Here is a 26,891-nt window from a genome sequence, read left to right as displayed (position 1 = left end):
CCCTAGGCCGGGGCATCACCCCCCGCGAATCGATCACCCGGTGACCAGCTCCCCCAGCGGTGGCGCGCCCGTGTCGGCCGCGGGACGTGCGAGGTGCAGGGCGGTGTGGAAGTGACCCGCCGACTCCCTGCCGTCCGGGTCCTGCCCGAGGGCCCGCACCGCGTCGACGGCGTACCGCTGCTCCGGCGCACCGGTGAAGCGGCGTTGGACGAAGGTCCGCCCCGTGTACATCTCCGTGGTCAGGCCGTGGCGGGCCAGGTGCTCGGCGATGGGCGCGTAGGAGCCGGTACGCAGGACGAAGGCGGCGATCCACGGGGGCGTCGCGGCATGGTCCAGGAGCGGCTGGAAGGTCGCCCGGGACAGGAAGCTGGCGCCGCCCGTGATGGTGATGAGACGGATGCTCCGTGCCATGTCCAGCAGCGCGGCGGACGGCGGGGAGGTCTCCAGATTCTCGGCGAACCCGTCGTCGAGCAGGCCGACCGCCCGTGCGTAGGCGATGGCGCGGGAGGCGATGTCGAGGCCGAACACCGGGACTGCGTCCCGCCTGCGGCGGGCGCGGAAGAAGGCCGTGTCGTGCTCGACCAGTTCCCGCGTGGTCATGGCCACCACCCGCGGCGAGGTGTAGTGGGCGTTCAGTTCGTCGAGGGTCAGTTCATGGTTGAGCAGCGCCGCGTTGATGCCGTACGAGCAGCACAGGTCCAGCACCGCGTCACCCGGATTCCGGATCCGGAGCCCGGCGAGACGGCGGAAGACGGCCTGGGCGTGGTGCGGCGTCCGGTAGCCGAACGCCCCGAGCTCACGGAAGAAGGCACGGGGATCGGCCTGGTCGTAGATGTCGTCGAACGGCGTCATCGTGTGCTGCGCGGGCTCGCCCGCGCCGTCTCCCCGTACGTCGGTCATCCCGCGCTCCGTTCTGCCGGCCGGGCGCCCGGCCGTGGTCGCCACAGCCTCCAGTACGGAGCGCGGGAGGGAAACAGGGCGTGGACGGGATCCGGCCATCCCCGGTCCGGTGGCCACGCCGGGTCCGACAGCTTTCGGGCACCGGGAGGCGGCCGTCTTCGGTGCGGCGCACCAACGGCAGGGCCGTTTTTCGTACGCCGCGACACATCGGGGCGGGTACATCACTGCCTAATGTTCCCTTCACTCGGCGGCGGCCTGCCGCCTCTTCGGAGGTGACCATGCGCAGCACCCCAGGCACGGAGACGCGACGGACACCCACGCGACGGGTGCGGTCCGCGACCTCCGTCGCCGCGGCGCTGGGGCTGGTCGCCACCGCGGCCGCGTGCGGCGGAGGCGCGGCGGGCGTCGGGGCGTCGACGGTGGTGCTGGGCATCGCCGCCGATCCGGGCAGTCTCAGTCCCACCATGGCGCTGGCCGGCACCGCGCTGTCCATGAACACCTTCGCGTACGACACGCTGGTGCACTTCGCGGCCGACGGTTCGCTGGTACCCGGTGTGGCCGAGAAGTGGTCGGTCACGCCCACCTCGGCACGGTTCACCATCCGCTCCGGGGTGACGTGCGAGGACGGTTCGGCGCTCACGGCGGCCGATGTGGCCGCCGAGTACAACCACATCGCCGACGCTCGCAACCGGTCGCCGATGCTCGGGCTCTCGGTACCCGTCACCGCGGTGGCCGAGGCCGACGAGGCGACGCGCACGGTCACGGTCACCACGAAGAAGCCCGCGCCGTTCATCGCGCACATGGCCCGGATGCTGCCGCTGGTCTGCGAGGAGAGCCTGGCGGCGCCGGACTCGCTGGCCAAGGCCACCGGGGCGAGCGGTCCGTACCGGCTGACCGAGGCGGTGCCGGGCGACCACTACACGTACACCCGGCGGGACGGCTACTCCTGGGGCCCCCGCGGCGCCACCGGCGGGGACATGCCCCGCACGGTGGTGTTCAAGGTCGTCACCAACGAGTCGACCGCGGCCAACCTGCTGATGGCCGGACAGCTCAACGCGATCCAGATCAACGGCGCCGACCAGCAGCGGCTGAACGCGGCCAGGGTGAAGAGCCGGAGCATCGAGGCACTGTTCGGGCAGTTCATGTTCAACGAGAGGGCCGGACTGGCGACAGCCGACCTCGCGGTGCGCAGGGCGCTGGTCTCCGTACTGGATCTGCGGGAGCTCAGGAACGTCTCCACGGGCGGCGAGGGCGAACCCCCCACCGCCATCGGGGAGATGGCCCCCACCCCCTGCACCGGCGACCCGGTGACCGGGAACATCCCCCGCCACGACCCGGGCCGGGCCGCCGAGGACCTGAAGGCGGCGGGCTGGGCCAGGAGCGGCGGCACCTGGAAGAAGGACGGCAAGCCGCTCACCGTCAGGCTCGCCTACGCCGTCAACCAGGGTCCGCAGGTCGCCTCGGCGATCGAACTCGCCGTCCAGAAGTGGGACGCCTTCGGAGTGAAGGCCTCGGCCCGGCCCGTGGGCGGAGCCGGTATCGCCGGTGCGCTGGTGGCCGGCGACTGGGACGTCGCCTGGGCTCCCATCGGGGTGACCCTCCCGGACCAGCTGACCCAGTTCTACGACGGACCGCCGCCGCCGACGGGCAACAACTTCGGCGCCATCGCCAACCCCGACTACCACCGGCTCGCCGCGCAGGCCTCGGCCAGGCCCGGCACCTCGGGCTGCGACCTGTGGGAGGCGGCCGAAGCCGCTCTGGTCGAACGGGCCGACATCGTGCCGATCGTCAGCAAGGAGAACCGGGTGTACGGCAAGGGCGTGACCTTCCAGGTCAACGGCAACGGCATCATCCCCAGCACACTGCGCCGGAGTGGTAGCTGATGACCACGCTTCCCACGCGCCCCGCGCGCCGTCTGCGCTCCCCCGGTTCCCCGCGAGGCCTGCTCCCCACCCCCCGCAGCCCCTGGGTCAGCTTCGCCCTGCGCCGTACCTGGCGGCTGGTGGTGTCCCTGGCCGCGCTGGTCACAGCCGCTTTCGCGATGATCCATCTGATCCCCGGCGACCCGGTGCGGGCGTCGCTCGGCCCCACCGCGGACCCCGCGCTGGTCGAGGCCCGCAGGCAGGCGCTCGGCCTGGACCGGCCGCTGACGAGCCAGTACGGCGACTTCCTCGGTCAGCTCTTCCAGGGCCGGCTGGGGGACTCGATCAACTCCCAGCTGCCCGTTTCCGAGATCATCTCCAGCCGTCTGCCGGCGACTCTCCAGATCGCCGTCCCCGCGTTCGCGCTGATCCTGCTGCTCGCGATCCCGGTCGGGATGGCGGCGGCCGTGCTGACCAAGGACGGCCGAAGGCGGCGCGGTGAACTCGCCTTCACCGGTGTCACCGGGTTCCTGGGCGCGGTGCCCGAGTTCCTGCTGGCGGTCGGCCTGGTGGCGGCGTTCGCCGTGACCTGGCCGGTCTTCCCGGTCGCCTCGCAGAGCGGCCTGTCCTCCCACGTACTGCCGGTGCTGGCCCTCGCCCTCGTCCCGGCGGCGACGCTGTCGAGAATCGTCCGGGTGGAGACGCTGCGGGTCCTCGGCGAGGACTACATGCGTACCGCGCGGGCGAAACGGCTGCCGGCCCGGCTGCGCTATCTGCGGCACGCGCTGCCCAATCTGCTGACCTCCTCGCTCACCCTGAGCGGTCTCCTGTTCAGCTCGCTGCTCGCCGGCACCGTACTCATCGAGAACGTCTTCGCCTGGCCCGGCCTCGGCACCACGATCGTGCAGGCCATCACCGAGAAGGACTATCCGCTGGTCCAGGGCGTGGTGCTGGTCTACGGGGCGGCCGCGCTGCTGATCACCTTCGCCGTCGACGTGGCCGTGGCCGTCGCCGACCCCCAGTCCACCGTTCGCGGGAGCTGACGATGTCTCATCAGGACCATGGCACCTCGCCGCGCCACCGGCTGGGGCGCACGCTCAGGACGCCGATCGGGATCACCGCTCTCACCGCCTGCCTGGTGGTGGCGCTGGTCGCCGTGTTCGGTCCGGTCCTGCTCGGCGAGCAGGCCGCCCGGGTGGACACGGACGCGATCAACGAGGGCAGCAGCGCCGCGCATGTGTTCGGCACCGACCAGTTGGGCCGTGACATCGCCGCCCGGGTCGTGGTGGCGACCCGGCTGACGCTGCGGCTCACCCTGCTGGCCACCGCGATCGGGGTCGGCGGCGGGCTGCTGCTCGGTGTCGCGCCCTCGGTGCTCGGCCGGCGCCTCGGCCGGCTGATCACGGCCGTGGTGGGTGTGCTGGTCGCCTTCCCCGGACTGCTGTTCCTGCTCTTCCTCGCCACGGTCTTCGGGGTGGGAAGCACCGGAGCGGTGTTCGCGGTGGGACTCGCCATGGTCCCGCCGATGGCGCGGCTGGTGCAGAACCTGACCGCGTCGGTCGCGGGCTCGGACTATGTCTCGGCGGCACGGATCCTCGGCGTGGGCCGGTTCCGGCTGGTGGTGCGTCATCTGCTGCCCAACATCGCGGAGCCGTCGGTGCTGTTCGCCACCCAGGCGGCGGGGGGCATCCTGATCGCCTTCTCGGGACTCTCGTTCCTGGGGCTCGGGGTGCAGCCGCCGGAGTACGACTGGGGGCGGCTGCTCAACGAACAGCTGAGCCGGGTCTATGTGAACCCGGTGGCGGCGCTGGCACCCGGTGCGGCCGTGGTGCTGACGGGTCTGATGTTCGGGCTGGTCGGTGAGGTGCTCGCCCAGGCGGGTGGCCGAAGGGCACCGCGGGCGCCGGAGACAGTGCCGCCGGAGCTCCCGGTGGAGGCTTCGCCGGACAGGGAACCCGGGGGCGACGACGCGGCGGTGGCACGGGCGCACGATCTGCGGGTGACCTTTCCCGGCGGACGGCAGGCCGTACGCGGCGTCTCGCTGAGCGTCGGAGCGGGCGAGGCCGTCGGCCTGGTCGGCGAGTCCGGTTCCGGCAAGAGCCTCACCGCCCTGGCGCTGGCGGACCTCGTCCCCCATCCGGGACGTGTCACCGGCACCCTCCGGTTCGACGGCCACGATCTGCGGGCGGCCCCCCGGCTGGGCACCGCGCCGGCCATGGTCTTCCAGGACCCGATGGCCTCGCTCAACCCGGCCCTGCGGGTGGGCCGTCAGCTCGCCGAGGTGGCCGAGGTCCATCTCGGGCGGTCCCGCAGGCAGGCATCGGCGCGCGCCGTCGACCGGCTCGGTGCCGTCCGCATCCCCTCGCCGGAGCGCAGGGCCGGGCAGCGGCCGCACGAGTTCTCCGGCGGAATGCGGCAACGGGCCGTCATCGCGATGGGGCTGATGGGGGATCCGAAGCTGATCATCGCCGACGAGCCGACCACGGCGCTCGATGTGGCGGTGCAGCAGCAGGTGCTCGATCTGCTGGCCGAGGTGCGCGCGGACTCCGGCGCGGCGCTGCTGCTGATCTCCCACGACCTCGCCGTCGTGGCCCAGGTCTGCGAACGGGTGCTGGTGATGTACGGGGGGCTGATCGTCGAGAACCTCCCGGTCACGGAGCTGGCCGGCGGCGCGGCGCACCCCTACACCCGGGCGCTGGTGGGCGCGGTCCCCACCATGTCCACGGATCCCGGAACGGAGCTGGCGACCATCCCGGGCCGCCCGCCGGAGCCGGGCGGGACCGGCGAGGGATGTTCCTTCGCGCCCCGGTGCGAACGGGCCGGGGAACGCTGTCACGGGGCCGCGCCCGCGCTGGCCGGCTTCGGGGCGGATCACGAGGTGGCCTGCTGGTACCCGGTGGGCGCGCCAACGGGCGCCGTGCCCGTCGAGATCACCTCACGCGGAGCGGAGACGGCGTCATGAGCTCACTGGAACTGCGCGGGATCACGGTCCGCTACGGGCGCTTCACCGCGGTGGACGACGTCAGCCTGGTGGTGCCGGACGGCACGGTGACCGGGCTGGTGGGCGGGTCGGGTTCGGGCAAGTCGACCCTCGGGAAGGCTGTGGTCGGGCTGGCCCCGATGGCGGCGGGCCGGGTCCGGGTGGCGGAGCGGGAGATCGGGGCACGGCGCGGTCGCAGCCCGGTGCAGCTGGTGTTCCAGAACCCGTACGCCTCGCTCGACCCGCGCATGACCATCGGCGCCGCCGTCGCCGAGGCACTGCCCGGCCGGGCGCCGGGCCGCCGGCCGGATTCCGGCGGGGCACGGTCCGGTGGCACGACGGCACGTGAACGGCGCGCCGCGCGGGAAGCGGAGGTGGCACGCTGTCTGGAGCTCGTCGGTATCGACCCCGGGCGGGCCTCGCTGACCCCGGACGCGCTTTCGGGCGGTCAGCGCCAACGGGTCGCTCTGGCCAGGGCCCTGGCCGCCCGGCCCTCGGTGCTGATCGCCGACGAGATCACCTCGGCGCTGGATGTCTCCGTCCAGGGCGCCGTCCTGAACCTGCTGCGCCGGCTCCAGCGGGAGCTGGGCTTCTCGATGCTGTTCATCTCCCACAACCTCGCGGTCGTCCGCCATCTGTCCGACCAGGTCGCCGTGATGGACGGCGGGCGGCTGGTCGAGTGCGGCCCCACCGCCCGGGTGCTGGAGCGGCCCGAGCACCCGGCGACCCGGACCCTCATCTCCTGCGTGCCCACTCTCACGACTGCTCCGGAGGCGTCATGACCCGAGCGCTGACGATCGAGGACCTGTACCGGTTCGAGATCCCGAGCGACCCTTCCCTGTCCCCCGACGGCGATCGTGTCGCGTACACGTTGACCACCCAGGATGCCGGGAACGACCGTGCGCACAGCTCCATCTGGGAGGTCCGCGTGGCCGGCGGCCCGGCCCGCCGGCTCACCCGGGGCCCGGCGGACGCCGCACCGCGCTGGTCCCCCGACGGCACACGGCTGGCGTTCCTGCGCGCCGGGCAGCTGCATCTGCTGCCCGCCGGCGGGGGCGAGGCGGTGCCGCTGACCACGGCGGTCCGGTGTCCGGCGGGGGCCGGGATCCCCGTGTGGAGTCCGGACGGCACCCGGATCGCCTTCTCGGGGCCGTCCGCCCGCCGCGAGGACACGGCTCCGGTCGGTCGTCGACCTGACGACCATGGCCGGGACGTCCGCGGAGGGCCGGCTGATCGCCACCCAGGAGATCGGCGACCCGGACCGGCTGCCGGCGCTGTCGCCGACCAGCCACGCCGACGCGGTACGGGCACCGACGCTGATCCTGCACGGCGGCGCGGACGACGCCTGCCCGGCCGGCCAGGCCGAGCAGTGGTTCCACGCGCTGTACACCCGGGGCGTGCCCGCCCAGCTGGTGCTGTACCCGGGCAGCTCACACCTCTTCCCCCTCAACGGGCGGCCCTCGCACCGTGAGGACTACTCCCGTCGCCTCGTCGACTGGGTCACCGCCCACACCGACCGCTGAACCCACCGGAGCTGGAGACGACCATGACCACGAATGCGGAGCCGACCATGACCGACACCGCCACCCCGCCCGCCGGCCTGTCCGCCGAGCTGACCGCCCGCTGGAGCACCCGCCTCGCCGAACTGGCCGCCCGTCACCGGGTACCCGGCGCGAACCTCGCCGTCCTGCACCGCGGCGAGGTGATCATCGAGACCGCCGTCGGCATGGCGAACGTCGAAGCCGGGATCACGGCGACACCCGACACCCTCTTCCAGATCGGTTCGATCTCCAAGGTGTGGACCACCACGGTGGCCATGGCGCTGGTCGACGAGGGCGTACTCGAACTGGACGCCCCCATCGTCTCCGTGCTCCCCGAACTCCGGCTCGTCAACGAGGAGCTGACCCAGGGGGTGACGCTCCGCCATCTCGTGACCCACACCAGCGGCATCGACGGAGACTTCTTCGCCGACACCGGCCGCGGCGACGACTGCCTGGAGAAGTTCACCGCGCTGCTGGCGGATGTCGCCGCCAACCACCCGCTGGGCGCCACCATGTCGTACTGCAACGCGGGCTTCAGCCTGCTGGGCCGGGTACTGGAGCATGTCACGGGCGTCCAGTGGGACGAGCTGATGAAGGAGCGTCTGTACCGGCCGCTCGGTCTGACCCGTACGGCCACCCTGCCGGAGGAGGTGCTGCGCTTCCGCGCCGCCACCGGGCACCCCGGCGAGCCCCCGGCGCCCACCCCGCAGTGGGGGCTGATGCGTTCGGCCGGACCGGCCGGGCTGATCTGCTCGACGCCGCGCGAGGTCCTCACCTTCGCCCGGATGCACATGAACGGCGGTGTCACCGACGACGGCACCAAGATCCTCTCGGCCGAGGGCGCCACCGCGATGCAGACCCCGCAGGTCGAGGTTCCCGACCCGCACATGCTCGGCCGTGCCTGGGGACTGGGCTGGCTGCTCGACACCTGGGACGGTCAGCGGGTGTACGGGCACGACGGCGGGACCATCGGGCAGAGCGCGTTCCTGCGGGTGCTGCCGGAGTCCGACCTCGCGATCTGCCTGCTCACCAACGGCGGTGACACCGCGGGCCTGTACCTGGCGGTGTTCTCCGAGCTCGTCCAGGAGCTGGCCGGGGCGACGATGCGCACCACGCCGGAGCCCGCGAAGGAGCCGGTGGCGGTGGACCCGGCCGCGTACGTCGGGGTGTACGAACGGCTCTCCTCGCGGAGGGAGATCGTGGAGCGGGACGGCACTCTGGTGATGCTCGACACGGTCACCGGGCCGCTGGCGGAACTGGCTTCGAGCACCGAGCAGGAGTTCACGCTGCACCCGGTCGAGCCGGGTCTCTTCGTGCTGCGGCGGCCGGGGTTCACCCCGTGGCTCCCGGTCGTCTTCTACACGATCGCCGACGGCACGGCCTATCTGCACCACGGCGCCCGCGCGACCCCAAAGGTCGGCTGACGTGGCCGCGTTCGCCTCCGCGATGGCGGAGCGGCTGCCGGACCTGCTGGCCGGGGTCGAGGAGCTGGTCCGCTGCGAGTCGCCCAGCGAGGACCCGGCCGCCGTCGTCGCCTGCGCCGGAGTCGTCGCCGGGCTGGGCACCCGGCTGACCGGGGCGGCTCCCGAGTGGCTCGACGGCTCGGGACCGGCCACCCTGCGCTGGCGCTTCGGCTCCGGTGACCGGGTGCTGCTGCTCGGACACTTCGACACGGTCTGGCCGGTGGGCTCGCTGGCCCGGCACCCCTTCGAGGTGACCGGGGGCCGGCTGACGGGGCCCGGCTGCTTCGACATGAAGGCAGGGCTGGTGCAGCTCTTCCACGCCCTGTCGGTGCTCGACGATCTCGACGGCGTGTCGGTGCTGCTGACCGGCGACGAGGAGATCGGTTCCCCCGGCTCGCGCGCCCTGATCGAAGCCGAGGCCCGCCGGACGCGGGCGGCGCTGGTCCTGGAGGCGAGCGAGGGCGGGGCGCTGAAGACGGTGCGCAAGGGCGTGTCCGGCTACGAACTGCGGATCGCCGGACGCGCGGCGCACGCCGGTCTCGAACCCGAGCGGGGCGTCAACACGACGACCGAGCTGGCACATCAGGTGCTCGCACTGTCGGCGCTCGCCGACCCGGCGGCCGGCACGACGGTGACCCCGACCGTGGCCTCCTCCGGCACCACCCGCAACACCGTGCCCGACGCGGCCCGGCTGGTGGTCGACGTACGCGTGGGGTCGGCCGGTGAACAGGCCCGGGTGGACCGTGGCATGCGGCGGCTCGCGCCGGTGCTCGACGGTGCCTCGCTGCGGCTCTCCGGCGGTCCGAACCGGCCGCCGCTGGCGGCGGACGCGTCGGCGGAGCTGTTCGAACGGGCCCGGGGCCACTACGCGGAACTCGGCTTCGGGACGCTGCGCGGCGTCGCGGTCGGCGGCGGCTCCGACGGCAATCTGACGGCCGGGGTGGGCACGCCCACGCTGGACGGGCTGGGGGCGGTGGGCGGCGGGGCGCACGCCGACGACGAGCATGTGACCGTCGCCGAACTCCCCCGCCGCGCGGCACTGGTGGCAGCGCTGGTGGACTCGCTCGTCCGGGAGCCGCTGGCCGGGACGGACCGGGTGGAGCCGTGAACAGTACGCACGTCGTGGCCGAGGCCGGGGCGGCCGCGGAGCGGGCGGCGCACGGGGCGGGGGTGAGCGTGAGGGAGCTGCACGAGCCGGAGGAGATCCTGGCGGCGTGCCGGCTGCTGGACCGGGTCTGGCAGCCCGATCCCGGCAACCCGCTGATCACCCCGGAGCTGATGCGGGTCTTCGCCCACTCGGGCAGCTATGTCGTCGGGGTCCACCTGGACGGCCGGATGGCCGGTGTCTGCCTGGGGTTCCTGGCCAGCACCGGGCTGCACTCGCACATCGCGGGGGTCGACGGGGACGCCCGGGGCCGCGACATCGGCTACACGGTCAAGCTGCACCAGCGGGCCTGGGCGCTGGAGCGTGACATCACGACGGTGACCTGGACGTTCGACCCGCTGATCAGCCGGAACGCCTACTTCAACCTGGCGAAACTGGGCGCGGTGCCGAGCGAGTATCTGACCGATTTCTACGGCACGATGCACGACGCGGTGAACGCCGGCACCGAGACGGACCGGCTGCTGGTCCGCTGGGAGCTGACCGGTGAGGCCGCCGCACGGGCCGCCGCGGGCGCCCCTCGCGTCGTCACGGCCGACAGCCCGGGGGCGCGCACCGTGGTCGGTCTCGACGCCAAGCCCGACGGCCGTCCCGCCGTCGGGCGCCGGGACGGGGACACCGTGCTCGTCCGTGTCCCGGCGCAGATGGAGACGCTGCGCCGCACCGACCCGGACGTGGCCCGCGAGTGGCGGTACGCGCTGCGCGAGGTCCTCGGCGGGCTGATGGAGCAGGGACATGCCGTCACCGGATTCACCCGGGACGGCTGGTATGTGATCGACAAGCGACAGGAGACGCGGGAATGAAGCTCGTCGGTGTGGAACTGCGCCGGATCGCGATGCCCCTGGTGGCACCGTTCCGGACCTCGTTCGCCACCCTGACCAGCCGGGAGATCCTGCTGGTCAGGGTCGAGACGGAGCACCACGAGGGGTACGGCGAGTGCGTCACCATGGCCGATCCGCTGTACTCCTCGGAGTACACCGACGCGGCCGTGGACGTCCTGCGCGCCCATCTGGTGCCCGCGCTCGCCGCGCTCCCGGAGCTCGACCCGTGGGCCGTCGCCCCGGCGCTCGCCGCCTTCAAGGGCCACCGGATGGCCAAGGCCGCGCTGGAGACGGCCGTGCTCGACGCCTGGCTGCGCGCCCATGAGCTGTCGATGGGTCAGTGGCTGGGGGCGACGGCCGACCGGGTGCCGGCCGGGGTGTCGGTCGGCATCATGGACTCGGTCCCCGCTCTCCTCGACGCGGTCGACGGCTATCTGGCCGAGGGGTACCGGCGGATCAAGCTGAAGATCGAGCCCGGCTGGGACGTGGAGCCCGTACGCGCGGTGCGGGAGCGCTTCGGCGACGACGTGGCGCTCCAGGTGGACGCCAACACCGCGTACACCCTGGCGGACGCCGGTCAGCTCGCCCGGCTCGACCCGTACGGTCTGCTGCTGATCGAGCAGCCGCTGGACGAGGAGGACATCCGGGGCCACGCGGCACTGGCGCGGCGGGTGCGTACACCGATCTGTCTGGACGAGTCCATCGTCTCCGCGCGGTCGGCGGCCGACGCGATCGCGATGGGTGCCTGCTCGGTCGTCAACATCAAGCCGGGGCGGGTCGGCGGCTATCTGGAGGCTCGGCGGATCCATGACGTGTGTGCCGCGCACGGCGTCCCGGTGTGGTGCGGCGGGATGCTGGAGACCGGGCTCGGCCGGGCCGCCAACGTCGCGCTCGCCGCGTTGCCGGGCTTCACGCTCCCCGGGGACACCTCCGCCTCCGACCGGTACTACCGCACGGACATCACCGAGCCGTTCGTGCTCAGGGACGGCCATCTCGATGTGCCGCGGGGGCCGGGGCTCGGGCTCTCCCCCGTCCCCGAGCTGCTGGCCGCGGTGACCGGATCGACGGAATGGATCGGCCGATGACCACGACCCGCCCGGACGTCCCGGGGCCGCGGCAGGACAGCGTCGAGTCCCGCATCAGGGCGGCGTTCGACGACGCCGGGGTCCGGGGGTTCTTCTTCGCCCGCGAGATCGACGGGGAACGCGCGATCGGCGTCGCGGCGGACGAACCGGTCGTCCTCGCCTCGGTCTTCAAGATCCCGGTGGCGCTCGCCTATGCCCGTGAGGCCGCCGCCGGACGGCTGGACCGGACCGAGCGCCATGAGGTGGACATGCGGTACCGCGACGGCGGAATCGGCACGTCGGGCTGTGCCGACCCGGTCTCGATGAGTCTGCGCGACCTGGTCCACATGATGCTGACGATGAGTGACAACGCCGCCACCGACGTGGTGCTGGCCCGGGTGGGGCTGGGCACGGTCAATGAGCTGCTCGCCGGACTCGGTCTGGGACGCACCCATCTGACCGGCAGCTGCCGGGAGCTGCTCGGCTCGCTCTTCGCGGAGCTCGGCGTGTCCACCGAGGCCGAGGCGCACGCGAGGATGGCGGCGGTGGCCGCGTCGGATCCGGGGAGGGTTCTGGAGCTCTCGGTGTGTGTTCCCGAACGCACCACCCGTTCCACGGCGCGCGAATCCGCCGAACTCCTCGCCCGGATCTGGCGCGACGAGGCCGGCCCCGCGGAGGCCTGTGCCGAAGTGCGGTCCGTGATGGCCCAGCAGATCTGGCCGCACCGGCTGGGCTCCGCGTTCGACGACAGCTACCGTCTGGCCGGGAAGACCGGGACGCTGCCCGGCTGGCGCAACGAGGCCGGCGTGATCGAGGAGCCGGGCGGCGGGCGGTGGGCGGTGGCCGTCTTCACCCGCTCCGGCACCCCCGATCTGCGCAACCCCCGGGCGGACCGGGTGATCGGTCAGGTGGCACGACTGGCCATGGACGAGTTCCGGTCCATTGGCTTGTGACGATGACGGAGCAGCCGCGGGCCGTGCTCGGCCGGATTCTCAACGATCTCGGATCGACGCTGATCGAGGTGGTGGCGGGCGAGGCCGACCCGTCCCGCACCGTCACCGGGGTGCTGATCCAGGATCCGCTGGACGAGCCGGCGCGGCTGCCCGGCGCGGTGGTGCTCGGGGTCGGGGTGTACGGCTCCGAGCCTGTCGCCGCGCTGATCGAGCGGGCGGCCGGTCTCGGTGCGGCGGCCGTGGTGGTCCGCTCACCGGTCCCGGTGGAGGGGCCGGTGTCACGGGCGGCGGCGCGTACCGGCCTGACCGTGCTGGGGCTGACCCCCGGGGCGTCCTGGGCCCAGGTGGCGGCGCTGCTGCGGTCGCTGCTGGCGGTCGACGAGCTGGGCACGGTGGGCGGTCCCGACGAGGCCGACGGCGCCGAGCCGCTGGCCGGTGATCTGTTCGCGCTGGCCAACGCGACGGCCGGGCTGCTGGACGGCCCGGTCACCGTGGAGGACCGCGGCGGGCGGGTACTGGCGTTCTCCAGCCGGCAGGACGAGGGCGACGACGCCAGGATCGCGACCGTGCTGGACCGGCAGGTGCCGGCGGAGAAGCTGCGCGCGCTGGAGGCCAACGGCGCCTTCCACGCCCTGTACCGGAACGAGGGGCCCGTCTTCGTGGAGGGCATCTCCGCCCGGCCCCGGGTCGCGATCGCCGTCCGGGCGGGCGGTGAGATCCTCGGTTCGATCTGGGTCGTGGTCGACGGCCCGCTGAGCGAGGACCGCACGCAGTCCCTGCACGAGGCCGCGAAGGTGGCCGCCCTGCATCTGCTGCGGCACCGGAGGGGCGAGGACGTCGAGCGCCGGCTGCGCGCGGATCTGCTCGCCACGGTCCTGGAGGGCGGTACGCACGCGCCGCAGGCGGCCGTCCGGCTGGGCCTCGCGGTGCAGCCCGCCTGTGTACTGGCGCTGGCGGTGACCGGCGAGGAGCCGGCGCCCGACCGGGTGGCGGCGGGCCAGCGGGTCGCCGAGGCCCTCGCTCTGCATCTGTCGGCGATCCATCCCCGTACGGCCGTGGCCTCGCTCGGGGGTGTCACCTACGCGGTGCTGCCCACGAGTTCGGACGAGCAGGCGCTGCGGGTGGCGGAGGCCTTCCTGGGCCGTGTGGGCAGCCGTGTTCCGGCTGTCATCGGTGTGGGCAGGCTCGCCGCGCGCCCGGCCGAGCTGCGGCGTTCGCGTGCGGACGCGGACCGGGCGCTGCGGGTGCTCGGCTCCGGGCGCTCGCCGCGCCGCACGGCCCGGCTGTCGGACGTCTACGCCGCCTCCCTGCTGGAGGAGCTGACGGATCTGATGGCCGCCGAGGACGACCTTCCCGACGGTCCCGTGGTCCGGCTGCGCGCGTACGACGCCGCGCACCACACCGCGCTCACCGACACACTGGAGGCCTGGCTGAGCACGTTCGGCGATGTGATCGCCGCGGCCGCCGCGGTCCATGTCCACCCCAACACCTTCCGGTACCGGCTCAAGCGGCTGACGGTGGTGGCGGGCATCGATCTCGGTGATCCGGAGGCCCGGTTCGAGGCCATGCTCCAGCTGCGTCTGCGGCCGCCGAACCCGTGACGGCGGCTCATCGAAGGGCGTGCACCACCGCCTCGAACACATCCGGCGCGCGGTGTGCCGCCGCGACGATCAGACGGCTCCCGGAGGGGCACCGGGCAGCTTTCAGCAGCCCCTCGGTGAGCCACCGGTGACGTCTCGTCAGCCGGGCCCAGTGCCGGGGGTAGTCCTGCGGGCGGCCGGCGGCCAGACATCCGACGGCCGCGCCGGCCGTCGCGACGGCCAGCGCGATGCCCTCGCCCGTCAGCGCGTCGACATACCCTGCGGCGTCGCCGACCAGCAGGACACGTCCGGCCCGCCGGCTCCGTGCGGCCTGCCGCAGCGGGCCGGCGCCGCGTACGGGGCCGGCGTCCCGGCCGTGGAGCACACCGGCGAGTGCGGGAAAGGCGGCCAGGTGCTGTGCGTAGGTCCGGCGGTCGGCACTGAGCACGGCGACGCCCACGAGCCGGTCCCCCACGGGTGTCACATAGGCCTCGGCGTGCCGGGACCAGTGGACTTCGACGAAGTCGCTCCACGGCGCGATCCGGTAGTGGCGGCGCAGCCCGTAGCGCCGCGGTCCCCCGCCGGGACGGTCCAGGCCGAGTTCCCGGCGCAGCGGGGAGTGCAGGCCGTCGGCGGCGACGAGCCAGCGGGCGCGCAGTCCCGTCGTGCCGAGGCTGACGCCGTGGTCGTCCTGGCGGACGTCCCCGGCCCTGCCCGGCACGACGCGTACACCGAGTTCGACGGCCCGCCGGTGCAGCGCGGCGTGCAGTTCGGTGCGCCGTACGCCCAGTCCCGGGCCGTCGCGGAATGCCGCCCGGACGCTGCGTCCGCCGTCCAGGTATCCGATTCCGTGCAGGTCGCGGCCGGAGAGCCGTACTCCCAGGGCCCGCAGCGCGGCCACCCCGCCCGGCATGATGCCCTCGCCGCAGGCCTTGTCGATGGGGGCGGCGCGGGGTTCGACGACCACGGTGTCCATCCCCGCGCGGGCGGCCGTGATCGCCGCGGCCAGTCCGGCGGGTCCGCCGCCCGCCACCAGGAGGTCGATCACGCCCGTACGTCCGCCGCCGTCATACGGGCCAGCGCCCCTTCCTCGCACCGGATCCGCACGGCCATCAGTGCTCCGTTGAGGACGGTGAACACGGTGGCGGTCGCCCAGGCGCCGTGGACCAGGGGCAGGGCCAGCCCTTCGGCGGCGACCGCGACGTAGTTGGGGTGGCGCAGCCACCGGTAGGGTCCGCCGGTCACCAGGGGCAGGCCCGGGACCACGATGACCCGGGTGTTCCACTGGGGTCCGAGTGTGCCGACGCACCACCAGCGCAGGCCCTGCGCGGCGAGCACCACGGCCACCGCGGTCCAGCCGGGCCCGGGCAGGAACGGCCTTCCGGCCAGGCCGGCTTCGGCCAGGCAGCCGGCCAGCAGGGCGGTGTGCAGGGCGACCATCGCGGGGTAGTGCCCCCGGCCGGCTTCGGTGCCGCCCCGGGCCAGGCTCCAGCGGGTGTGGCGCAGTGCGACGGCGAGTTCGGCGAGGCGTTCGCCCGCCACGGCCAGCACCAGCGCGGTGTACCAGATCACGCGACCTCCGTCCTACCAGCGCAGCAGCACCAGTTCGCAGCAGAATCCGGGCCCCATGGCCATGAGCAGGCCGGGCGTTCCCGGTTCGGGCCGCCGCTCCGCCAGCGTGTCCCGCAGGACGTGCAGGACGGAGGACGAGGACAGGTTGCCGACGTCGGCCAGGGAACGCCTGGTGACGTCGAGCGCCGACTGGGGCAGGGCCAGTGCGTCGGTGACGGCTCGCAGGACCTTGGGGCCTCCGGGGTGGCACACCCAGTGGGCGATGTCCTTCGGTTTGAGGCCGTGTTCCGACAGGAACTCGGTCACGTCCTCGGCGAGATACCGGCGGACGACGTCGGGGACGGCCGGGTCGAGGACCACTCTGAAGCCGCTGTCGCCGATGTCCCAGCCCATGACGTGTTCGGTGCCCGGGTACATCCTGCTCCGGGTGGCGACCACCTCGGGGCCGCCGGCCGCGGCCCGCCGGCCGCCGACGACGACCGCGGCGGACGCCCCGTCGCCGAACAGCGCGGTCGCCACCATGTTGGCGGGGGTGATGTCGCCGCGCTGGAAGGTGAGGGAGCAGAGCTCGACCGAGAGGAGCACCGCGACCTGGTCCGGGTGGCCCAGGAGGTAGTCGTGCAGCCGTGCCACACCGGCGGCTCCGGCGACACAGCCCAGGCCGAAGACCGGCAGCCGTTTCACATCGGGCCGCAGCCCGAGACGTCCCACGAGCCGGGCGTCCACCGACGGGGCGGCCACTCCGGTGACGGAGGTGAACATCAGCAGATCCACATCGGTGGGCCGCAGGCACGCCGTGCGCAGCGCGCCGCGTACCGCCTCGGCACCGAGGCGGACGGCCGCGCCGATGAACACGTCGTTCGCGGCGCCGAAGCCGTCCAGTGCGCGATAACTCTCCAGCGGCAGCACCGTGTGGCGGTTGCGGACCTGCGCGTTCTCGTGGAGCCGGTCGAGTACGCGGCGGCCGGCGCCCGGCGGCAGGCAGGTGCGGGCCACCATGTCGGTGATCTCGCGCTGGGTGTGGCGGTGCGGTGGCAGGGCTCCGTGGACAGCGGTGATCCGGCTCATCCCGACTCCTGCTTCGGCGGTGTCATGACCCCATCCTGCCCACATAACTGGATGAATCGGCGCAAACAACCCGTGCGGCTGTCGTGTTGGGCCGACCCGGGTACGTACGCTCACCCGATGGACACCCCGGACGGACCGGCGACGGCGGTGACGGCCGCTCAGCCGGCCGCGCTGCCGCCGCGCGGTGTGGCGGGGCCGGCCCTGGCGCTGGCCCTGGCCAGTCATCCCGGACCGGTCCTCGCGGTGACCGCGCTGACTGCCGCGCTGGCCGTCGGTTCCGGGCTCGGCGGCGCGCGCTGCCTCCTGGTCGCCGCGGCCGTCCTGGCCGGTCAGCTCTCGGTGGGCTGGTGCAACGACGCCCACGACGCCGGGCGGGACGCCGCGGCGGGACGCCGGGGGAAGCCCGTGGCCGCCGGAACGGTGCGCCGGGGCGAGGTGTGGGCCGCGGCGTTCGCCGCCCTCGCCCTGTGCGTACCGCTGTCGCTGGCCTGTGGTCCGGCGGCCGGCACGGTGCATCTGGCGGCGGTCGGCGCGGCGTGGCTGTACAACCTGCGGCTCAAGGCGACGGCGCTGTCCTGGCTTCCGTACGTCGCCGGATTCGGTGCCCTGCCCGCCATGGTCGCCCTGAGCCTGCCGGGCCGGCCCTGGCCGGCGTGGTGGGCGGTGACTGCCGGTGCGCTGCTCGGGACCGCGGCCCATCTGGGCGACACGCTCCCGGACATCGAGGAGGACGGGAAGGCCGGAATCCGCGGTCTGCCGCACCGGCTGGGTGCCACGGGCACCCGGCTGCTGCTGCCGGTCCCCCTCGCGGCGGCGACGGCGGTGCTGGTCCTGGGGCCTTCGGGGCCGCCGGACCGGTGGGGCGCGGCCGCGCTCGCCCTGGTGCTCCCGACCGCTGTCGCCGGGCTCGCGCTGGGGCGGCTCTGGCGCAAGGCCGCCTTCGCGGGGACGGTGGCCGTGGCGGCGGTGGACCTGTCCCTGCTCCTGGTGCGGGGTACCGCCATCGTGTGAACCCGCGCCCCCGTCCCGGGGTTGCGGTACCGCCCCGCGTTTTCCCGTCGCGGCTCTATGAAGTGAGAGGTCGTCCCGCTACCCTCCGCGCATGATTTCCACGGTTGTCTGGGGAACGGGAAACGTCGGCCGCGCGGCGATCCGCGCCGTGGCGGCGCATCCGGGGCTCGCGCTCACCGCCGTACTCGTCCACAGCCCCGGCAAGGTGGGCCTGGACGCGGGCGGGCTGGGCGGGCTCGACCGCGCTCTGGGGGTCGCCGCGACCGATGATGTCGGGGGCGTGCTGGCCGGCCGTCCGCAGGCGGTGGTGTACGCGGGGTCGGGCGACATCCGGCCCGACGGGGCGCTCGCCGACATCTGCCGGGCGATCCGGGCGGGGGCCGTGGTCGTCACCCCCTCGCTGTACGCGCTGTACGACCAGCTGAACGCCCCGCCGGAGCTGCGGGAGCCGGTGCTGGCCGCCATCGCGGAGGGCGGCGGATCGCTGTTCGTCTCCGGCGTGGACCCGGGCTGGGGCAACGATGTGCTGCCGCTGCTGATCAGTGGCCTCGGCTCCACCGTGGAGGTGATCCGCTGCCAGGAGATCTTCGACTACTCCACGTACGACCAGGAGGACTCGGTCCGGAACCTGGTCGGCATGGGCCTGCCGATGGACCACGAGCCGCTGATGCTCGCCCCGACGGTGCCGACCATGGTGTGGGGCGGACAGATCCGGCTGATGGCCAGGGCACTGGGCGTCGAACTCGACCGGATCCGCGAGACGGTGGACCGGTGTCCGCTGGAGACCTCGGTGACCACCAGGACGATGGGTGAGTTCGGGGCGGGCACACAGGGCGCGGTGCGGTTCGAGGTGCAGGGCATCGTCGGCGGTGAGCCCCGCATCGTCATCGAACACGTCACGCGCATCCACCCCTCCTGCGCACCGCACTGGCCGGCGCCTCCCGACGGTGACGGCGCGCACCGGGTGGTCATCGAGGGACGCCCGCGCATCGAGGTCACGATCGAGTCCACCGACGAGGGCGAGAACCGGTCGGCGGGCGGGAACGCGACCGCGGCGGGCCGGCTCGTGGGCGCCGTCGACTGGCTCGTGGACGCGGAACCCGGACTGTACGACGCACTCGACGTCCCGCTGCGGCCCGCAGCCGGCAAGCTCGGAAGGAGACAGCGATGAACATCGACATTCCCGAAGGCAAGGACGCGATCGCGTACGTGTGGGGGGAGATGGTCCCCGGGATCGGCATCGCCGCCGCGGGCTTCTCGATGTCGGTGTACGACCACACGACCCTGGGACTGCGCGAGTTCGAAGCCGCGCGGCTGCGGATCGCCCAGATCAACGGGTGCGCGTTCTGTCTGGACTGGCGCACCGAGCGGGACGGGGAGACGGTCGAGGACTCGTTCGCCGACGCGGTGGCCGCATGGCGCACCACCGACGCGTTCGACGTCCGGACCCGGCTGGCCGCGGAGTACGCCGAGCGGTACTCCCTGGACCACCATGGGCTCGACGAGGAGTTCTGGACGCGGATGAGCGCGGCCTACAGCCAGCTGGAGATCGTGGAGCTGACGATGAGCATCGGCTCCTGGCTGGTGTTCGGCCGGCTCAACCACGTCCTGGGCCTCGACACGGTGTGCGCGCTGCCCGGTCACTGACTCACAGGTCGGTGGCGATGATCTGTTCGATGTTCCGTTCGGCCAGCGCGGTGATGGTGACGAACGGGTTGACGCTGGTGTTTCCGGGGATCAGGGCTCCGTCGATGACGTACAGGCCCTGGTAGCCGTGCAGGCGGCCGTGGTTGTCGGTGGCCTTGTCCAGTACGGCGCCGCCGAGCGGGTGGTAGGTGAGGTGATCGCCCCAGATCTTGTAGGTGCCGAAGAGGTCGGTCCGGTAGATCGTGCCCTCCTTTCTGTTGATCTTGTCGAAGATGGTCCTGGCGGCGTCGATGGAGGGCTGCTTCCAGGCGGTCTGCCAGCTCAGGTCGACCTTGCCCGTCGCCGCGTTCCAGACGAACTCGGCGCGGTTCGGGTTCTTGGTGATCGAGAGATAGAACGAGGCGTACGTCTCGATCCCGGTGGGCAGCGGGGCGACCTCGGCGAACGCTCCGCCTGCGGCCCAGTTGTCGATGCCGCCCGTGGGAATGGACGCCTGGAGCTTTCCGGTCGGGTCCCACATGTGGTTGGCCCGGCCGCACATGACGTTGCCGTTGTCGCCCCACCCCTTGCCGACCTCGCTGTTCAGGCGGGGCAGGGCGCCGGTGGTCCTGAGCATGACGAGCAGCTTGCTGGTGCCGACGCTGCCCGCGGCGAAGAACACCCGGTCCGCGGTCACGGACTTGGTGGCCGTGGTGTCCCCGGTGGTGTTGAGCTGGTCGATGACGACCGTGTAGCCGCCGGAGGCCGCGGGGGCGACCGAGGTGACCTTGTGCAGCGGTGAGACGGAGACCTTGCCGGTGGCTCCGATCCGCTCCAGGTAGGTCTTCTGCAGCGACTTCTTGCCGTAGTTGTTGCCGTAGAGGATCTCGCCGTCCAGCGCGGACCTCGGGACGGTGCCCGCCGCCTCCTGCTTCATGTAGTCCCAGTCGTACACGGCGGGCACGAAGAGGAACGGGAAGCCGGAACGTTCGGCGTGCTTGCGGCCGACCCTGGCGTACTGGTAGCAGTCGGCGGATTCGAACCACGCAGGGTCGATGGTGCCGACCCCGAGCCCGGCGTTGGCGCGCGGGTAGTAGGTGCCGTACATCTCGTCGGCGTCGACCGTGGGGAGGATGGCGCCGAAGTTCTCGCGCCGGGGGGTGACGGCCATCCCCCCGTTGACCAGCGAGCCGCCGCCGACGCCGCGGCCCTGGTAGACCGTGATGCCGCCGAACTCCTCGGCGTCCAGGATCCCGGTGTAGCGCGGGATGTTCCGGTCGATCGGGAAGCCCAGGAAGTTGCTGAGCGGCTGTTTGGTCTTGGTCCGCAGCCAGTAGGAACGGCGGTCCGGGCTGGTCGTGTTGGCGAAGATCCTGCCGTCCGGCCCGGGGGTGTCCCAGGCCATCCCCATCTCGACCATATGGACATCCACGCCCGCCTCGGCGAGTCGCAGCGCGGCGACGCAGCCGCCGTATCCGGTGCCGATCACCAGGGCCGGGACATGGGCGCCGGGATCGATCCCGGCGGGCGCCACCCCGGCCTCCGCCCTGGCCGAGGCCGGGTGGCCCGCCAGGGTCACGGCCCCAAGAAGAGAACCTGTTCCTGCAAGGAACCTTCGACGCGAGACGCCCTTGGATCTCGCATCCTGCATGGTAGTGTCACTCATGTGACATCCCTCACTCTCGACAGAGTGAAACAGGTTCTACTGTCGAATGCGTAGTAAGTCACTACACACTGACGGGTAACTTACGGTCCGGCTCAAGGCCGCCCCGGCAAAAGCCGGCGGGCGGCACGGAGCCCTGCGACTCCGTACCGCCCGTCGGCCTGCCACTCACTCCCGACACCGACGGGTGTCAGTACGCCCCGAACACGTTGTCGATCGAGCCGTACTTGTCGGCGGCGTAGTTGCACGCGGCCGTGATGTTGGCGACCGGGTCGAGGCTGTCCATCGACGTACCGGGCACGTGGTAGGCCTGGAAGGTCGGGTCGATGACCTGGAGGAGGCCCTTGGACGGGATCCCGGCGGCGGCGTTCGAGTCCCAGTTGTTGACGACCAGCGGGTTGCCCGAGGACTCGCGCATGATGTTGCGGTGGATGCCCTCGTAGCTGCCGGGGATCCCGTGCTCGGCCATGACGGCCAGCGACTCCTTGATCCAGCCGTCGAGGTCGTTCGTGTACGCCGTGGGCTGCTCGGCCGCGACGGCGACGGTACCGGTGGCGGCGGCCTGGGTAGCCGTACCGGTGGCCGTGTCGGCGGCGGAGCCGTTGGCGCCCGGCTGCGCGCTCGTGCGCTGCGAGCGGTCGGCGCGGTCGCCTCCCTCGCTCCGGTCGGACGAGGAGGCAGTGGACTCGGGCTGCGCCGGCGCCTTGGATCCGATCGACAGCTTGAGGCCGGGGTGAATCAGGTCGGGATTGTCGCCGACGGCCTTTCGGTTGTCGTCGTACAGCTTCTGCCAGCCACCACCGAGGGAATAACTGCGGGCGATCTTGGAAAGCGAATCACCCTCGACCACGGAATGGGTCGTGGCATCCGCCCGCTGCGCGGCAATTTCCTTGACGGATACGGCAGTCGGCGCCACGGCCTTTTCGGCGGTGATGGAGTGCTGCGCGGGTGCCGCGGAGGCAAAGCTCGCACCGGCCAGCGGAAGCACAAGGGCGGCTCCGCCGGTGCCCACGGCGATGAAACCGCGGGTCAGACGGGCGGACGTGGAACGACGGTACTTGCCCGTTTCGGGCATGGTGAATCCTCTCCGCCGCCTGCGAGGTGAGCTGTCGGGTTCAGGCTGGAGCTGCCTGGCCGCACGCGAATGCGACTTCACCCCAGCCGGTCCGGATACCGGACCGGCGTCTTACCTGGGTCCCCCGCTCCTGCCGTACGTGAGTAGGTTCGATTGCCGGACGGCGGCAGGATTAGGCGTTCCATCCGGATTGACGGTGACCGTAGGCGAGAAATCTTGATCGGAACAAGCCCTGAATTCCGGATCGCATTTCCTGCGCAAGATCAATTGATGGAAATCCCTGTCGGCAATCTCACGACGCGAAGTCAGATTCCCCGGCGCAGAAGGGAACCGGGCGGCGCGCCACGGCGTCCGGGGTCCGGAACGTGACGCTCACCACTGAGTCCGATAAGGGCGATTTGCGCGAGGCGCGAAACCGGCAAACAGCCTGAATGATCTTTTATGAAGGGGTGGACCAATTCCGGTCAATCGCCCAAATCGCCCATTTCGAACTCTCGGGGTGAGCCGGCGGGAGGCTCCGCGGGACCCCGGCCCGACGTCCGGACGCGACAGGGCTTAACGTGTGCGTTGGAGACTGGTAAGCCAAGCCTTACCTCTGCTGTTCGCCGTACCCTGCCCGCGCTCGTCCGCCCTAAGGAACAACACGCCATGACACGCCCCGTCCGCGTCGCCATCGTCGGAGCCGGTCCTGCCGGGATCTACGCAGCGGACGCGCTGCTGAAATCCGAAGCCGCACAGGACCCGGGTGTGTCGATCGACCTGTTCGAGCGCATGCCCGCCCCCTTCGGCCTGATCCGCTACGGCGTGGCCCCGGACCACCCCCGGATCAAGGGCATCGTCAAGGCGCTGCACCAGGTGCTGGACAAGCCGCAGCTGCGGCTCTTCGGCAACGTCGACTACCCCAACGACATCGGCCTGGACGATCTGCGGTCCTTCTACGACGCCGTGATCTTCTCCACCGGCGCCGACGCCGACCGCGCGCTCGACATCCCCGGCGCCGGTCTGGACGGCTCCTACGGAGCGGCCGACTTCGTCTCCTGGTACGACGGGCACCCCGAGGTCCCGCGCACCTGGCCGCTGACGGCGGAGAAGGTCGCCGTGCTGGGTGTCGGCAACGTGGCCCTGGACGTGGCGCGTGTACTCGCCAAGACGGCGGACGAGCTGCTGCCGACGGAGATCCCGGCCAATGTGTACGAGGGCCTGAAGGCCAACAAGGCGCTGGAGGTGCACGTCTTCGGGCGGCGTGGCCCCGCCCAGGCCAAGTTCAGCCCCATGGAGCTGCGGGAGCTCGACCACTCGCCCAACATCGAGGTCATCGTCAACCCCGAGGACATCGACTACGACGCGGGCTCCATCGAGACCCGGCGGGGCAACAAGCAGGCCAACATGGTCGCCTCCACGCTGGAGAACTGGGCGATACGCGATGTCGGTGACCGCCCGCACAAGCTGTTCCTGCACTTCTTCGAGTCGCCGGTCGAGATCCTGGGCGAGGACGGCCGCGTGGCCGGTCTGCGTACCGAGCGCACCGAGCTGGACGGCACCGGCAACGTCCGGGGTACCGGTTCCTTCACCGACTGGGACGTGCAGAGCGTCTACCGCGCCGTCGGCTACTACTCGCAGGAGCTGCCCAAGCTCCCCTTCGACGTGGGCTCCGGCACCGTCCCGCACGCCGCCGGACGCGTCATCACCGGTGACGAGCCGATGACTTCGGTGTACGTCACGGGCTGGATCAAGCGGGGGCCGGTCGGCCTGATCGGTCACACCAAGGGCGATGCCAACGAGACGGTCGCCTGCCTGCTGGAGGACCGCGCCGAGGGCCGGCTCCCCGCCCCGGCGCAGCCGGAGCCGGACGCCGTCGTCGCCTTCCTCGACGAGCGCGGAGTCCGCTACACCACCCGTGAGGGCTGGCACCGCCTGGACGCGCACGAGCAGGCGCTCGGCGCGGAGCAGGGCCGCGAGCGGATCAAGGTCGTGGACCGCTCCGCGATGCTGGACGCCTCCGGTGCCCCGGAGGTCTCCCCCGCGACGGACACCCCGGCCGGTTCCTGATCCGTCGGCCCGTCGGCCCGTCGGCAGGTTCGCGCCCGCCGGACCGCGGTGGCTCAGTCCGCCGCCGTCCAGCGGGAGGCGAGCAGCAGCGCGATGTCGTCGGGGCGGTCCTCGGCCTGTCCGGCCTCCTCGATCACCCGGTCCGCGATGTCGCCGAGGGGCGCCGGGCCGAACTCGGCGATGGTGCTGCGCAGTCGCTCGATGCCCTCGTCGATGTCGGTCCCCGCACGCTCGATGAGCCCGTCGGTGAACAGAGCTATCGTCGCTCCCGGGCCGAGCCGGAATTCGGTGACCGGATAGACCGCCCCGCCGTCGACACCGAGGACCACTCCGCCGGAGAGGTCGAGCACCTCCGTGGTGCCGTCGGCGTGGCGCAGCACGGGCTGCGGGTGCCCGGCCCGAACGGCCTGGGTACGACCGGTGACCGGGTCGAGGACGACGTAGCAGCAGCTGGCGAACTGGCCGGGATCGAGGTCGATGAGCAGTTTGTTCGTCCCACTCATCACCTCCTGCGGGTCGTGCCCGCTGAGGGCGAAGGCCCGTACGGCGCTGCGTAGTTGGCCCATGGTCGCGGCCGCCGCCACACCGTGCCCCTGTACGTCCCCGATGACCAGTGCGAGCCCGCGGCCGGTCTCGATGACGTCGTACCAGTCGCCGCCGACCTCCATGCCCTGGGTGCCGGAGAGATAGCGGGCGGCGGTGTCGACGCCCTCGATCTCGGGCAGCCGGTGCGGCAGCAGGGCGTCCTGGAGGCCGCGGGCCAGCGCCGATTCGCTGTCGTAGCGCTGCGCCCGCTGGAGGGCCTGTGCGATGAGCCCCGCCAGGGCGGTGAGGACGGTGCGTTCCTCGGGGCTGAAGCCGCGGGGCTGGTCGAAGCCGAGGATGCAGGAGCCGACCGGCCGGCCGGAGGCGATCAGCGGCAGGAAGGCCCGTGCTCCCACGTCGGCGTCCATGGGAATGCCGGGGTAGGCGCCCGCCAGCCGCTGCATGGACTCGAAGAAGAGGGGACGGCCCGTGGTGAGGGTCTCCACGCCGGGAATGCGGACATCGAGCCCGACACCGTCGAACCGGTCGAGGAAACCCTTCGGGAAGCCGGTCTCCCAGGCCAGGTAGAGGTGGCGTTCGCTCAGCAGGTAGATGGCCAGCTGTCTGCCGCCGAAGGCGGGCAGCAGTTCCTCGGTGACGACGGCGGACACCTGGCGGGCGGTGATGGCCTCCGTCAGGGCGATGGCGAGGGCGACCGGCCGGTACAGGGCGGCGGACCGGTCGGCCGGGGAGCTGAGTCCGGCTCCGGGTGTGACGACGGACTCCGGCGCGTAGGCAGGCTGGTCGGCGGCGTCGAGCACGACCGTCACCCCTTCGTGGCCCGGGTACATGGAGACGGAGAGCCATCCGCCGGAAGCGGGGCGGGCCATGAAGTGGACGGGTTCGTCGGAGAGCAGAGCCGCCCGGTGGTGGTCCTCGTAGGCGGGGTGCCCGAACCACGGCATGGTCTCCCACAGGACGCGTCCGACCAGTTCCGTCCGGCCGCGACCGAGGAGCTTCTCGGCGAGCGGGTTCACATAGGTGATCCGGCCGAGCCGGTCGAGCGAGAAGACGCCGCGGGGCAGCCGGTCCGCGGCTTCGGCGACGAGCGGGCCGGCGCCGAGGTCCACCACGAAGCCGGTGAGGTGGTCCGTCGTGCCGGCTCCCCCGGGGTGCGCACGGCGTCCCGAGAGCTCCAGCAGGTGGGAGCGGCCGTCGGGGCCGCGCAGCCGCATTCTTCGGACGACGGGGTTCGCCGACTCGGCCGCCTCGCGGGCGAGTGCCCACAGCCCGTACACGTCCTCCGGGACCAGTCGTGCGGCCAGGGCGTCGACGGTGCCCGGGAAGCCGGCGGGCGTGGTGCCGAGGATCGCGCACATCTCCTCGTCGGCGGCGACGGACCCCTCGCCGAGATCCCAGTCGAAGCGGCCGATCCGCAGGGGCGGCGCGGGGGCGGCGGGCATCTGGACGGGCAGCGGCTCGGTATCCCACAGGCACGGCGATCCGTCCGACTCCAGTCGAGCGAGGGACGCGCCGAGCCGCCGGGCCAGCTGCTGGAGCCGCTCGCTCACCGCCGGATCGACCGGCTCCCCGGGCCTGGCGGGGCGCAGGACGAACAGGACGCCCGCCCGTCCGCGGCCGGCCAGGACCGGGACGTAGAGCGAGCCGAAGGGGAACGGCAGCCCCGCCATCAGCTGCGGGAAGCGCCGCATGGCCTCCTCCGCGTCGGCGAGGAGCACCGGTCTGCCCGAGCGGTAGGCCTCGGAGACCGGGAAGGGCCGGTTCACATGCATCCGCCACCAGGGGCGGAACAGCGGGCCGGGCAGCCCCGCGAGTGTCGCCATCCGCAGCAGTCCGGGCGTCCGGGAGCGCAGATAGACCCCGCCGGCGTATCCATCGGCGGACTCGATCGCGCTCACGGCAGCCTGGGCGAGCACCAGGGACAGCTCGTCCGGCACTCGGCCTGCGTCCGCTGC

Annotated in this window: 22 protein-coding genes and 1 riboswitch; of the genes, 15 read left to right on the top strand and 7 right to left on the bottom strand. The window is 72.4% G+C overall.

Annotated elements, in window-relative coordinates; translation table 11 throughout:
* Positions 1-33 precede the first annotated feature (33 nt).
* On the bottom strand, positions 34-900 hold the full coding sequence (locus OHA98_RS17330) for a hypothetical protein (RefSeq protein ID WP_266926787.1): 867 nt from the start codon (positions 898-900) through the stop codon (positions 34-36).
* 278 nt (positions 901-1,178) lie between these two features.
* Between OHA98_RS17330 and OHA98_RS17325 the strand changes: the two genes are divergently transcribed.
* The 11 genes from OHA98_RS17325 (at position 1,179) to OHA98_RS17275 (ending at position 14,347) form a co-directional block, all read left to right on the top strand.
* Positions 1,179-2,783, top strand: a complete 1,605-nt coding sequence (locus OHA98_RS17325) for an ABC transporter substrate-binding protein (protein ID WP_266926786.1) — start codon at positions 1,179-1,181, stop codon at positions 2,781-2,783.
* Positions 2,783-3,805, top strand: coding sequence for an ABC transporter permease (locus OHA98_RS17320; RefSeq protein WP_266926785.1), 1,023 nt, complete (start codon positions 2,783-2,785; stop codon positions 3,803-3,805). Before OHA98_RS17325 ends, OHA98_RS17320 begins: the two co-directional genes overlap by 1 nt.
* 2 nt (positions 3,806-3,807) lie before the next feature.
* Positions 3,808-5,724 carry a dipeptide/oligopeptide/nickel ABC transporter permease/ATP-binding protein gene (locus OHA98_RS17315; protein ID WP_266926783.1) on the top strand — a complete coding sequence of 639 codons (1,917 nt, stop codon included), beginning with the start codon at positions 3,808-3,810 and terminating at the stop codon, positions 5,722-5,724.
* On the top strand, positions 5,721-6,524 hold the full coding sequence (locus tag OHA98_RS17310) for an ABC transporter ATP-binding protein (RefSeq protein ID WP_266926781.1): 804 nt from the start codon (positions 5,721-5,723) through the stop codon (positions 6,522-6,524). Before OHA98_RS17315 ends, OHA98_RS17310 begins: the two co-directional genes overlap by 4 nt.
* Positions 6,525-6,935: 411 nt before the next feature.
* Positions 6,936-7,265 (top strand): S9 family peptidase, encoded by a 330-nt coding sequence (locus OHA98_RS17305; protein ID WP_266927938.1) that lies wholly within the window; start codon positions 6,936-6,938, stop codon positions 7,263-7,265.
* Positions 7,266-7,288: 23 nt separating this feature from the next.
* Entirely contained in the window at positions 7,289-8,707 is a 1,419-nt protein-coding gene (locus OHA98_RS17300; protein ID WP_266926779.1) for a serine hydrolase, read from the top strand.
* A 1-nt stretch (position 8,708) separates the two neighbouring features.
* The gene (locus tag OHA98_RS17295; RefSeq protein WP_323179570.1) at positions 8,709-9,854 is read left to right on the top strand and encodes a M20 family metallopeptidase; all 1,146 of its coding nucleotides are present in this window, start codon (positions 8,709-8,711) and stop codon (positions 9,852-9,854) included.
* Positions 9,851-10,711: a GNAT family N-acetyltransferase gene (locus tag OHA98_RS17290; protein WP_266926777.1), complete on the top strand. Its 861-nt coding sequence runs from the start codon at positions 9,851-9,853 to the stop codon at positions 10,709-10,711. Before OHA98_RS17295 ends, OHA98_RS17290 begins: the two co-directional genes overlap by 4 nt.
* Positions 10,708-11,814: an o-succinylbenzoate synthase gene (gene menC, locus OHA98_RS17285; RefSeq protein WP_266926775.1), complete on the top strand. Its 1,107-nt coding sequence runs from the start codon at positions 10,708-10,710 to the stop codon at positions 11,812-11,814. Before OHA98_RS17290 ends, menC begins: the two co-directional genes overlap by 4 nt.
* Positions 11,811-12,746, top strand: coding sequence for a serine hydrolase (locus OHA98_RS17280; RefSeq protein ID WP_266926773.1), 936 nt, complete (start codon positions 11,811-11,813; stop codon positions 12,744-12,746). Before menC ends, OHA98_RS17280 begins: the two co-directional genes overlap by 4 nt.
* 2 nt (positions 12,747-12,748) lie before the next feature.
* Positions 12,749-14,347, top strand: a complete 1,599-nt coding sequence (locus tag OHA98_RS17275) for a CdaR family transcriptional regulator (protein WP_266926771.1) — start codon at positions 12,749-12,751, stop codon at positions 14,345-14,347.
* Between the two features lie 7 nt (positions 14,348-14,354).
* Here OHA98_RS17275 and OHA98_RS17270 read toward each other — a convergent pair whose 3' ends face one another.
* From OHA98_RS17270 to OHA98_RS17260, 3 genes are read right to left on the bottom strand one after another with little or no spacing between them, the layout of a single operon-like run.
* Positions 14,355-15,374 carry an NAD(P)/FAD-dependent oxidoreductase gene (locus OHA98_RS17270; RefSeq protein WP_266926770.1) on the bottom strand — a complete coding sequence of 340 codons (1,020 nt, stop codon included), beginning with the start codon at positions 15,372-15,374 and terminating at the stop codon, positions 14,355-14,357.
* Positions 15,371-15,898, bottom strand: coding sequence for an isoprenylcysteine carboxyl methyltransferase family protein (locus OHA98_RS17265; RefSeq protein ID WP_266926768.1), 528 nt, complete (start codon positions 15,896-15,898; stop codon positions 15,371-15,373). The genes OHA98_RS17270 and OHA98_RS17265 overlap by 4 nt, the downstream gene beginning before the upstream one ends.
* Before the next feature lie 12 nt (positions 15,899-15,910).
* Complete coding sequence (locus OHA98_RS17260) at positions 15,911-17,011, bottom strand: type III polyketide synthase (protein WP_266926766.1); 1,101 nt, start codon at positions 17,009-17,011, stop codon at positions 15,911-15,913.
* Between the two features lie 72 nt (positions 17,012-17,083).
* Here OHA98_RS17260 and OHA98_RS17255 point away from each other — a divergent pair, with 72 nt between their 5' ends.
* From OHA98_RS17255 to OHA98_RS17245, 3 genes are all read left to right on the top strand, one after another.
* Positions 17,084-17,977 (top strand): UbiA family prenyltransferase, encoded by an 894-nt coding sequence (locus tag OHA98_RS17255; RefSeq protein WP_266926765.1) that lies wholly within the window; start codon positions 17,084-17,086, stop codon positions 17,975-17,977.
* A 91-nt stretch (positions 17,978-18,068) separates the two neighbouring features.
* Positions 18,069-19,148, top strand: a complete 1,080-nt coding sequence (locus OHA98_RS17250; RefSeq protein WP_266926764.1) for a dihydrodipicolinate reductase — start codon at positions 18,069-18,071, stop codon at positions 19,146-19,148.
* A complete protein-coding gene (locus OHA98_RS17245) occupies positions 19,145-19,624 on the top strand; it encodes a carboxymuconolactone decarboxylase family protein (protein ID WP_266926762.1) in 480 nt (159 codons plus the stop codon). The genes OHA98_RS17250 and OHA98_RS17245 overlap by 4 nt, the downstream gene beginning before the upstream one ends.
* A 1-nt stretch (position 19,625) precedes the next feature.
* On the opposite strand, the gene OHA98_RS17240 is transcribed toward OHA98_RS17245, so the two are convergent.
* Positions 19,626-21,269: a GMC oxidoreductase gene (locus OHA98_RS17240; protein ID WP_266926760.1), complete on the bottom strand. Its 1,644-nt coding sequence runs from the start codon at positions 21,267-21,269 to the stop codon at positions 19,626-19,628.
* 187 nt (positions 21,270-21,456) lie between these two features.
* Entirely contained in the window at positions 21,457-22,341 is an 885-nt protein-coding gene (locus OHA98_RS17235; protein WP_266926759.1) for a LysM peptidoglycan-binding domain-containing protein, read from the bottom strand.
* A gap of 3 nt (positions 22,342-22,344) precedes the next feature.
* Positions 22,345-22,530: riboswitch (cyclic di-AMP (ydaO/yuaA leader) on the bottom strand.
* A 459-nt stretch (positions 22,531-22,989) separates the two neighbouring features.
* Here OHA98_RS17235 and OHA98_RS17230 point away from each other — a divergent pair.
* Positions 22,990-24,390 (top strand): FAD-dependent oxidoreductase, encoded by a 1,401-nt coding sequence (locus OHA98_RS17230; RefSeq protein ID WP_266926757.1) that lies wholly within the window; start codon positions 22,990-22,992, stop codon positions 24,388-24,390.
* Between the two features lie 53 nt (positions 24,391-24,443).
* On the opposite strand, the gene OHA98_RS17225 is transcribed toward OHA98_RS17230, so the two are convergent.
* Positions 24,444-26,873 (bottom strand): SpoIIE family protein phosphatase, encoded by a 2,430-nt coding sequence (locus OHA98_RS17225; protein ID WP_266927936.1) that lies wholly within the window; start codon positions 26,871-26,873, stop codon positions 24,444-24,446.
* Between the last annotated feature and the right edge of the window lie 18 nt (positions 26,874-26,891).

The sequence above is a fragment of the Streptomyces sp. NBC_00654 genome (genome assembly GCF_026341775.1).
In the GTDB taxonomy this organism is placed as follows: domain Bacteria; phylum Actinomycetota; class Actinomycetes; order Streptomycetales; family Streptomycetaceae; genus Streptomyces.
The sequence above is the reverse complement of the archived record's forward strand: the minus strand, read 5'-3'. Positions and strand labels throughout refer to the sequence as shown.

Coding starts and splice junctions, on each gene's coding strand:
- OHA98_RS17280 (WP_266926773.1), top strand. CDS start 11,811: ATGACCACGACCCGCCCGGACGTCCCGGGGCCGCGGCAGGACAGCGTC.
- OHA98_RS17235 (WP_266926759.1), bottom strand. CDS start 22,341: ATGCCCGAAACGGGCAAGTACCGTCGTTCCACGTCCGCCCGTCTGACC.
- OHA98_RS17315 (WP_266926783.1), top strand. CDS start 3,808: ATGTCTCATCAGGACCATGGCACCTCGCCGCGCCACCGGCTGGGGCGC.
- menC (WP_266926775.1), top strand. CDS start 10,708: ATGAAGCTCGTCGGTGTGGAACTGCGCCGGATCGCGATGCCCCTGGTG.
- OHA98_RS17330 (WP_266926787.1), bottom strand. CDS start 900: ATGACCGACGTACGGGGAGACGGCGCGGGCGAGCCCGCGCAGCACACG.
- OHA98_RS17245 (WP_266926762.1), top strand. CDS start 19,145: ATGAACATCGACATTCCCGAAGGCAAGGACGCGATCGCGTACGTGTGG.
- OHA98_RS17230 (WP_266926757.1), top strand. CDS start 22,990: ATGACACGCCCCGTCCGCGTCGCCATCGTCGGAGCCGGTCCTGCCGGG.
- OHA98_RS17300 (WP_266926779.1), top strand. CDS start 7,289: ATGACCACGAATGCGGAGCCGACCATGACCGACACCGCCACCCCGCCC.
- OHA98_RS17260 (WP_266926766.1), bottom strand. CDS start 17,011: ATGTGGGCAGGATGGGGTCATGACACCGCCGAAGCAGGAGTCGGGATG.
- OHA98_RS17325 (WP_266926786.1), top strand. CDS start 1,179: ATGCGCAGCACCCCAGGCACGGAGACGCGACGGACACCCACGCGACGG.
- OHA98_RS17240 (WP_266926760.1), bottom strand. CDS start 21,269: ATGAGTGACACTACCATGCAGGATGCGAGATCCAAGGGCGTCTCGCGT.
- OHA98_RS17310 (WP_266926781.1), top strand. CDS start 5,721: ATGAGCTCACTGGAACTGCGCGGGATCACGGTCCGCTACGGGCGCTTC.
- OHA98_RS17275 (WP_266926771.1), top strand. CDS start 12,749: ATGACGGAGCAGCCGCGGGCCGTGCTCGGCCGGATTCTCAACGATCTC.
- OHA98_RS17255 (WP_266926765.1), top strand. CDS start 17,084: ATGGACACCCCGGACGGACCGGCGACGGCGGTGACGGCCGCTCAGCCG.
- OHA98_RS17250 (WP_266926764.1), top strand. CDS start 18,069: ATGATTTCCACGGTTGTCTGGGGAACGGGAAACGTCGGCCGCGCGGCG.
- OHA98_RS17320 (WP_266926785.1), top strand. CDS start 2,783: ATGACCACGCTTCCCACGCGCCCCGCGCGCCGTCTGCGCTCCCCCGGT.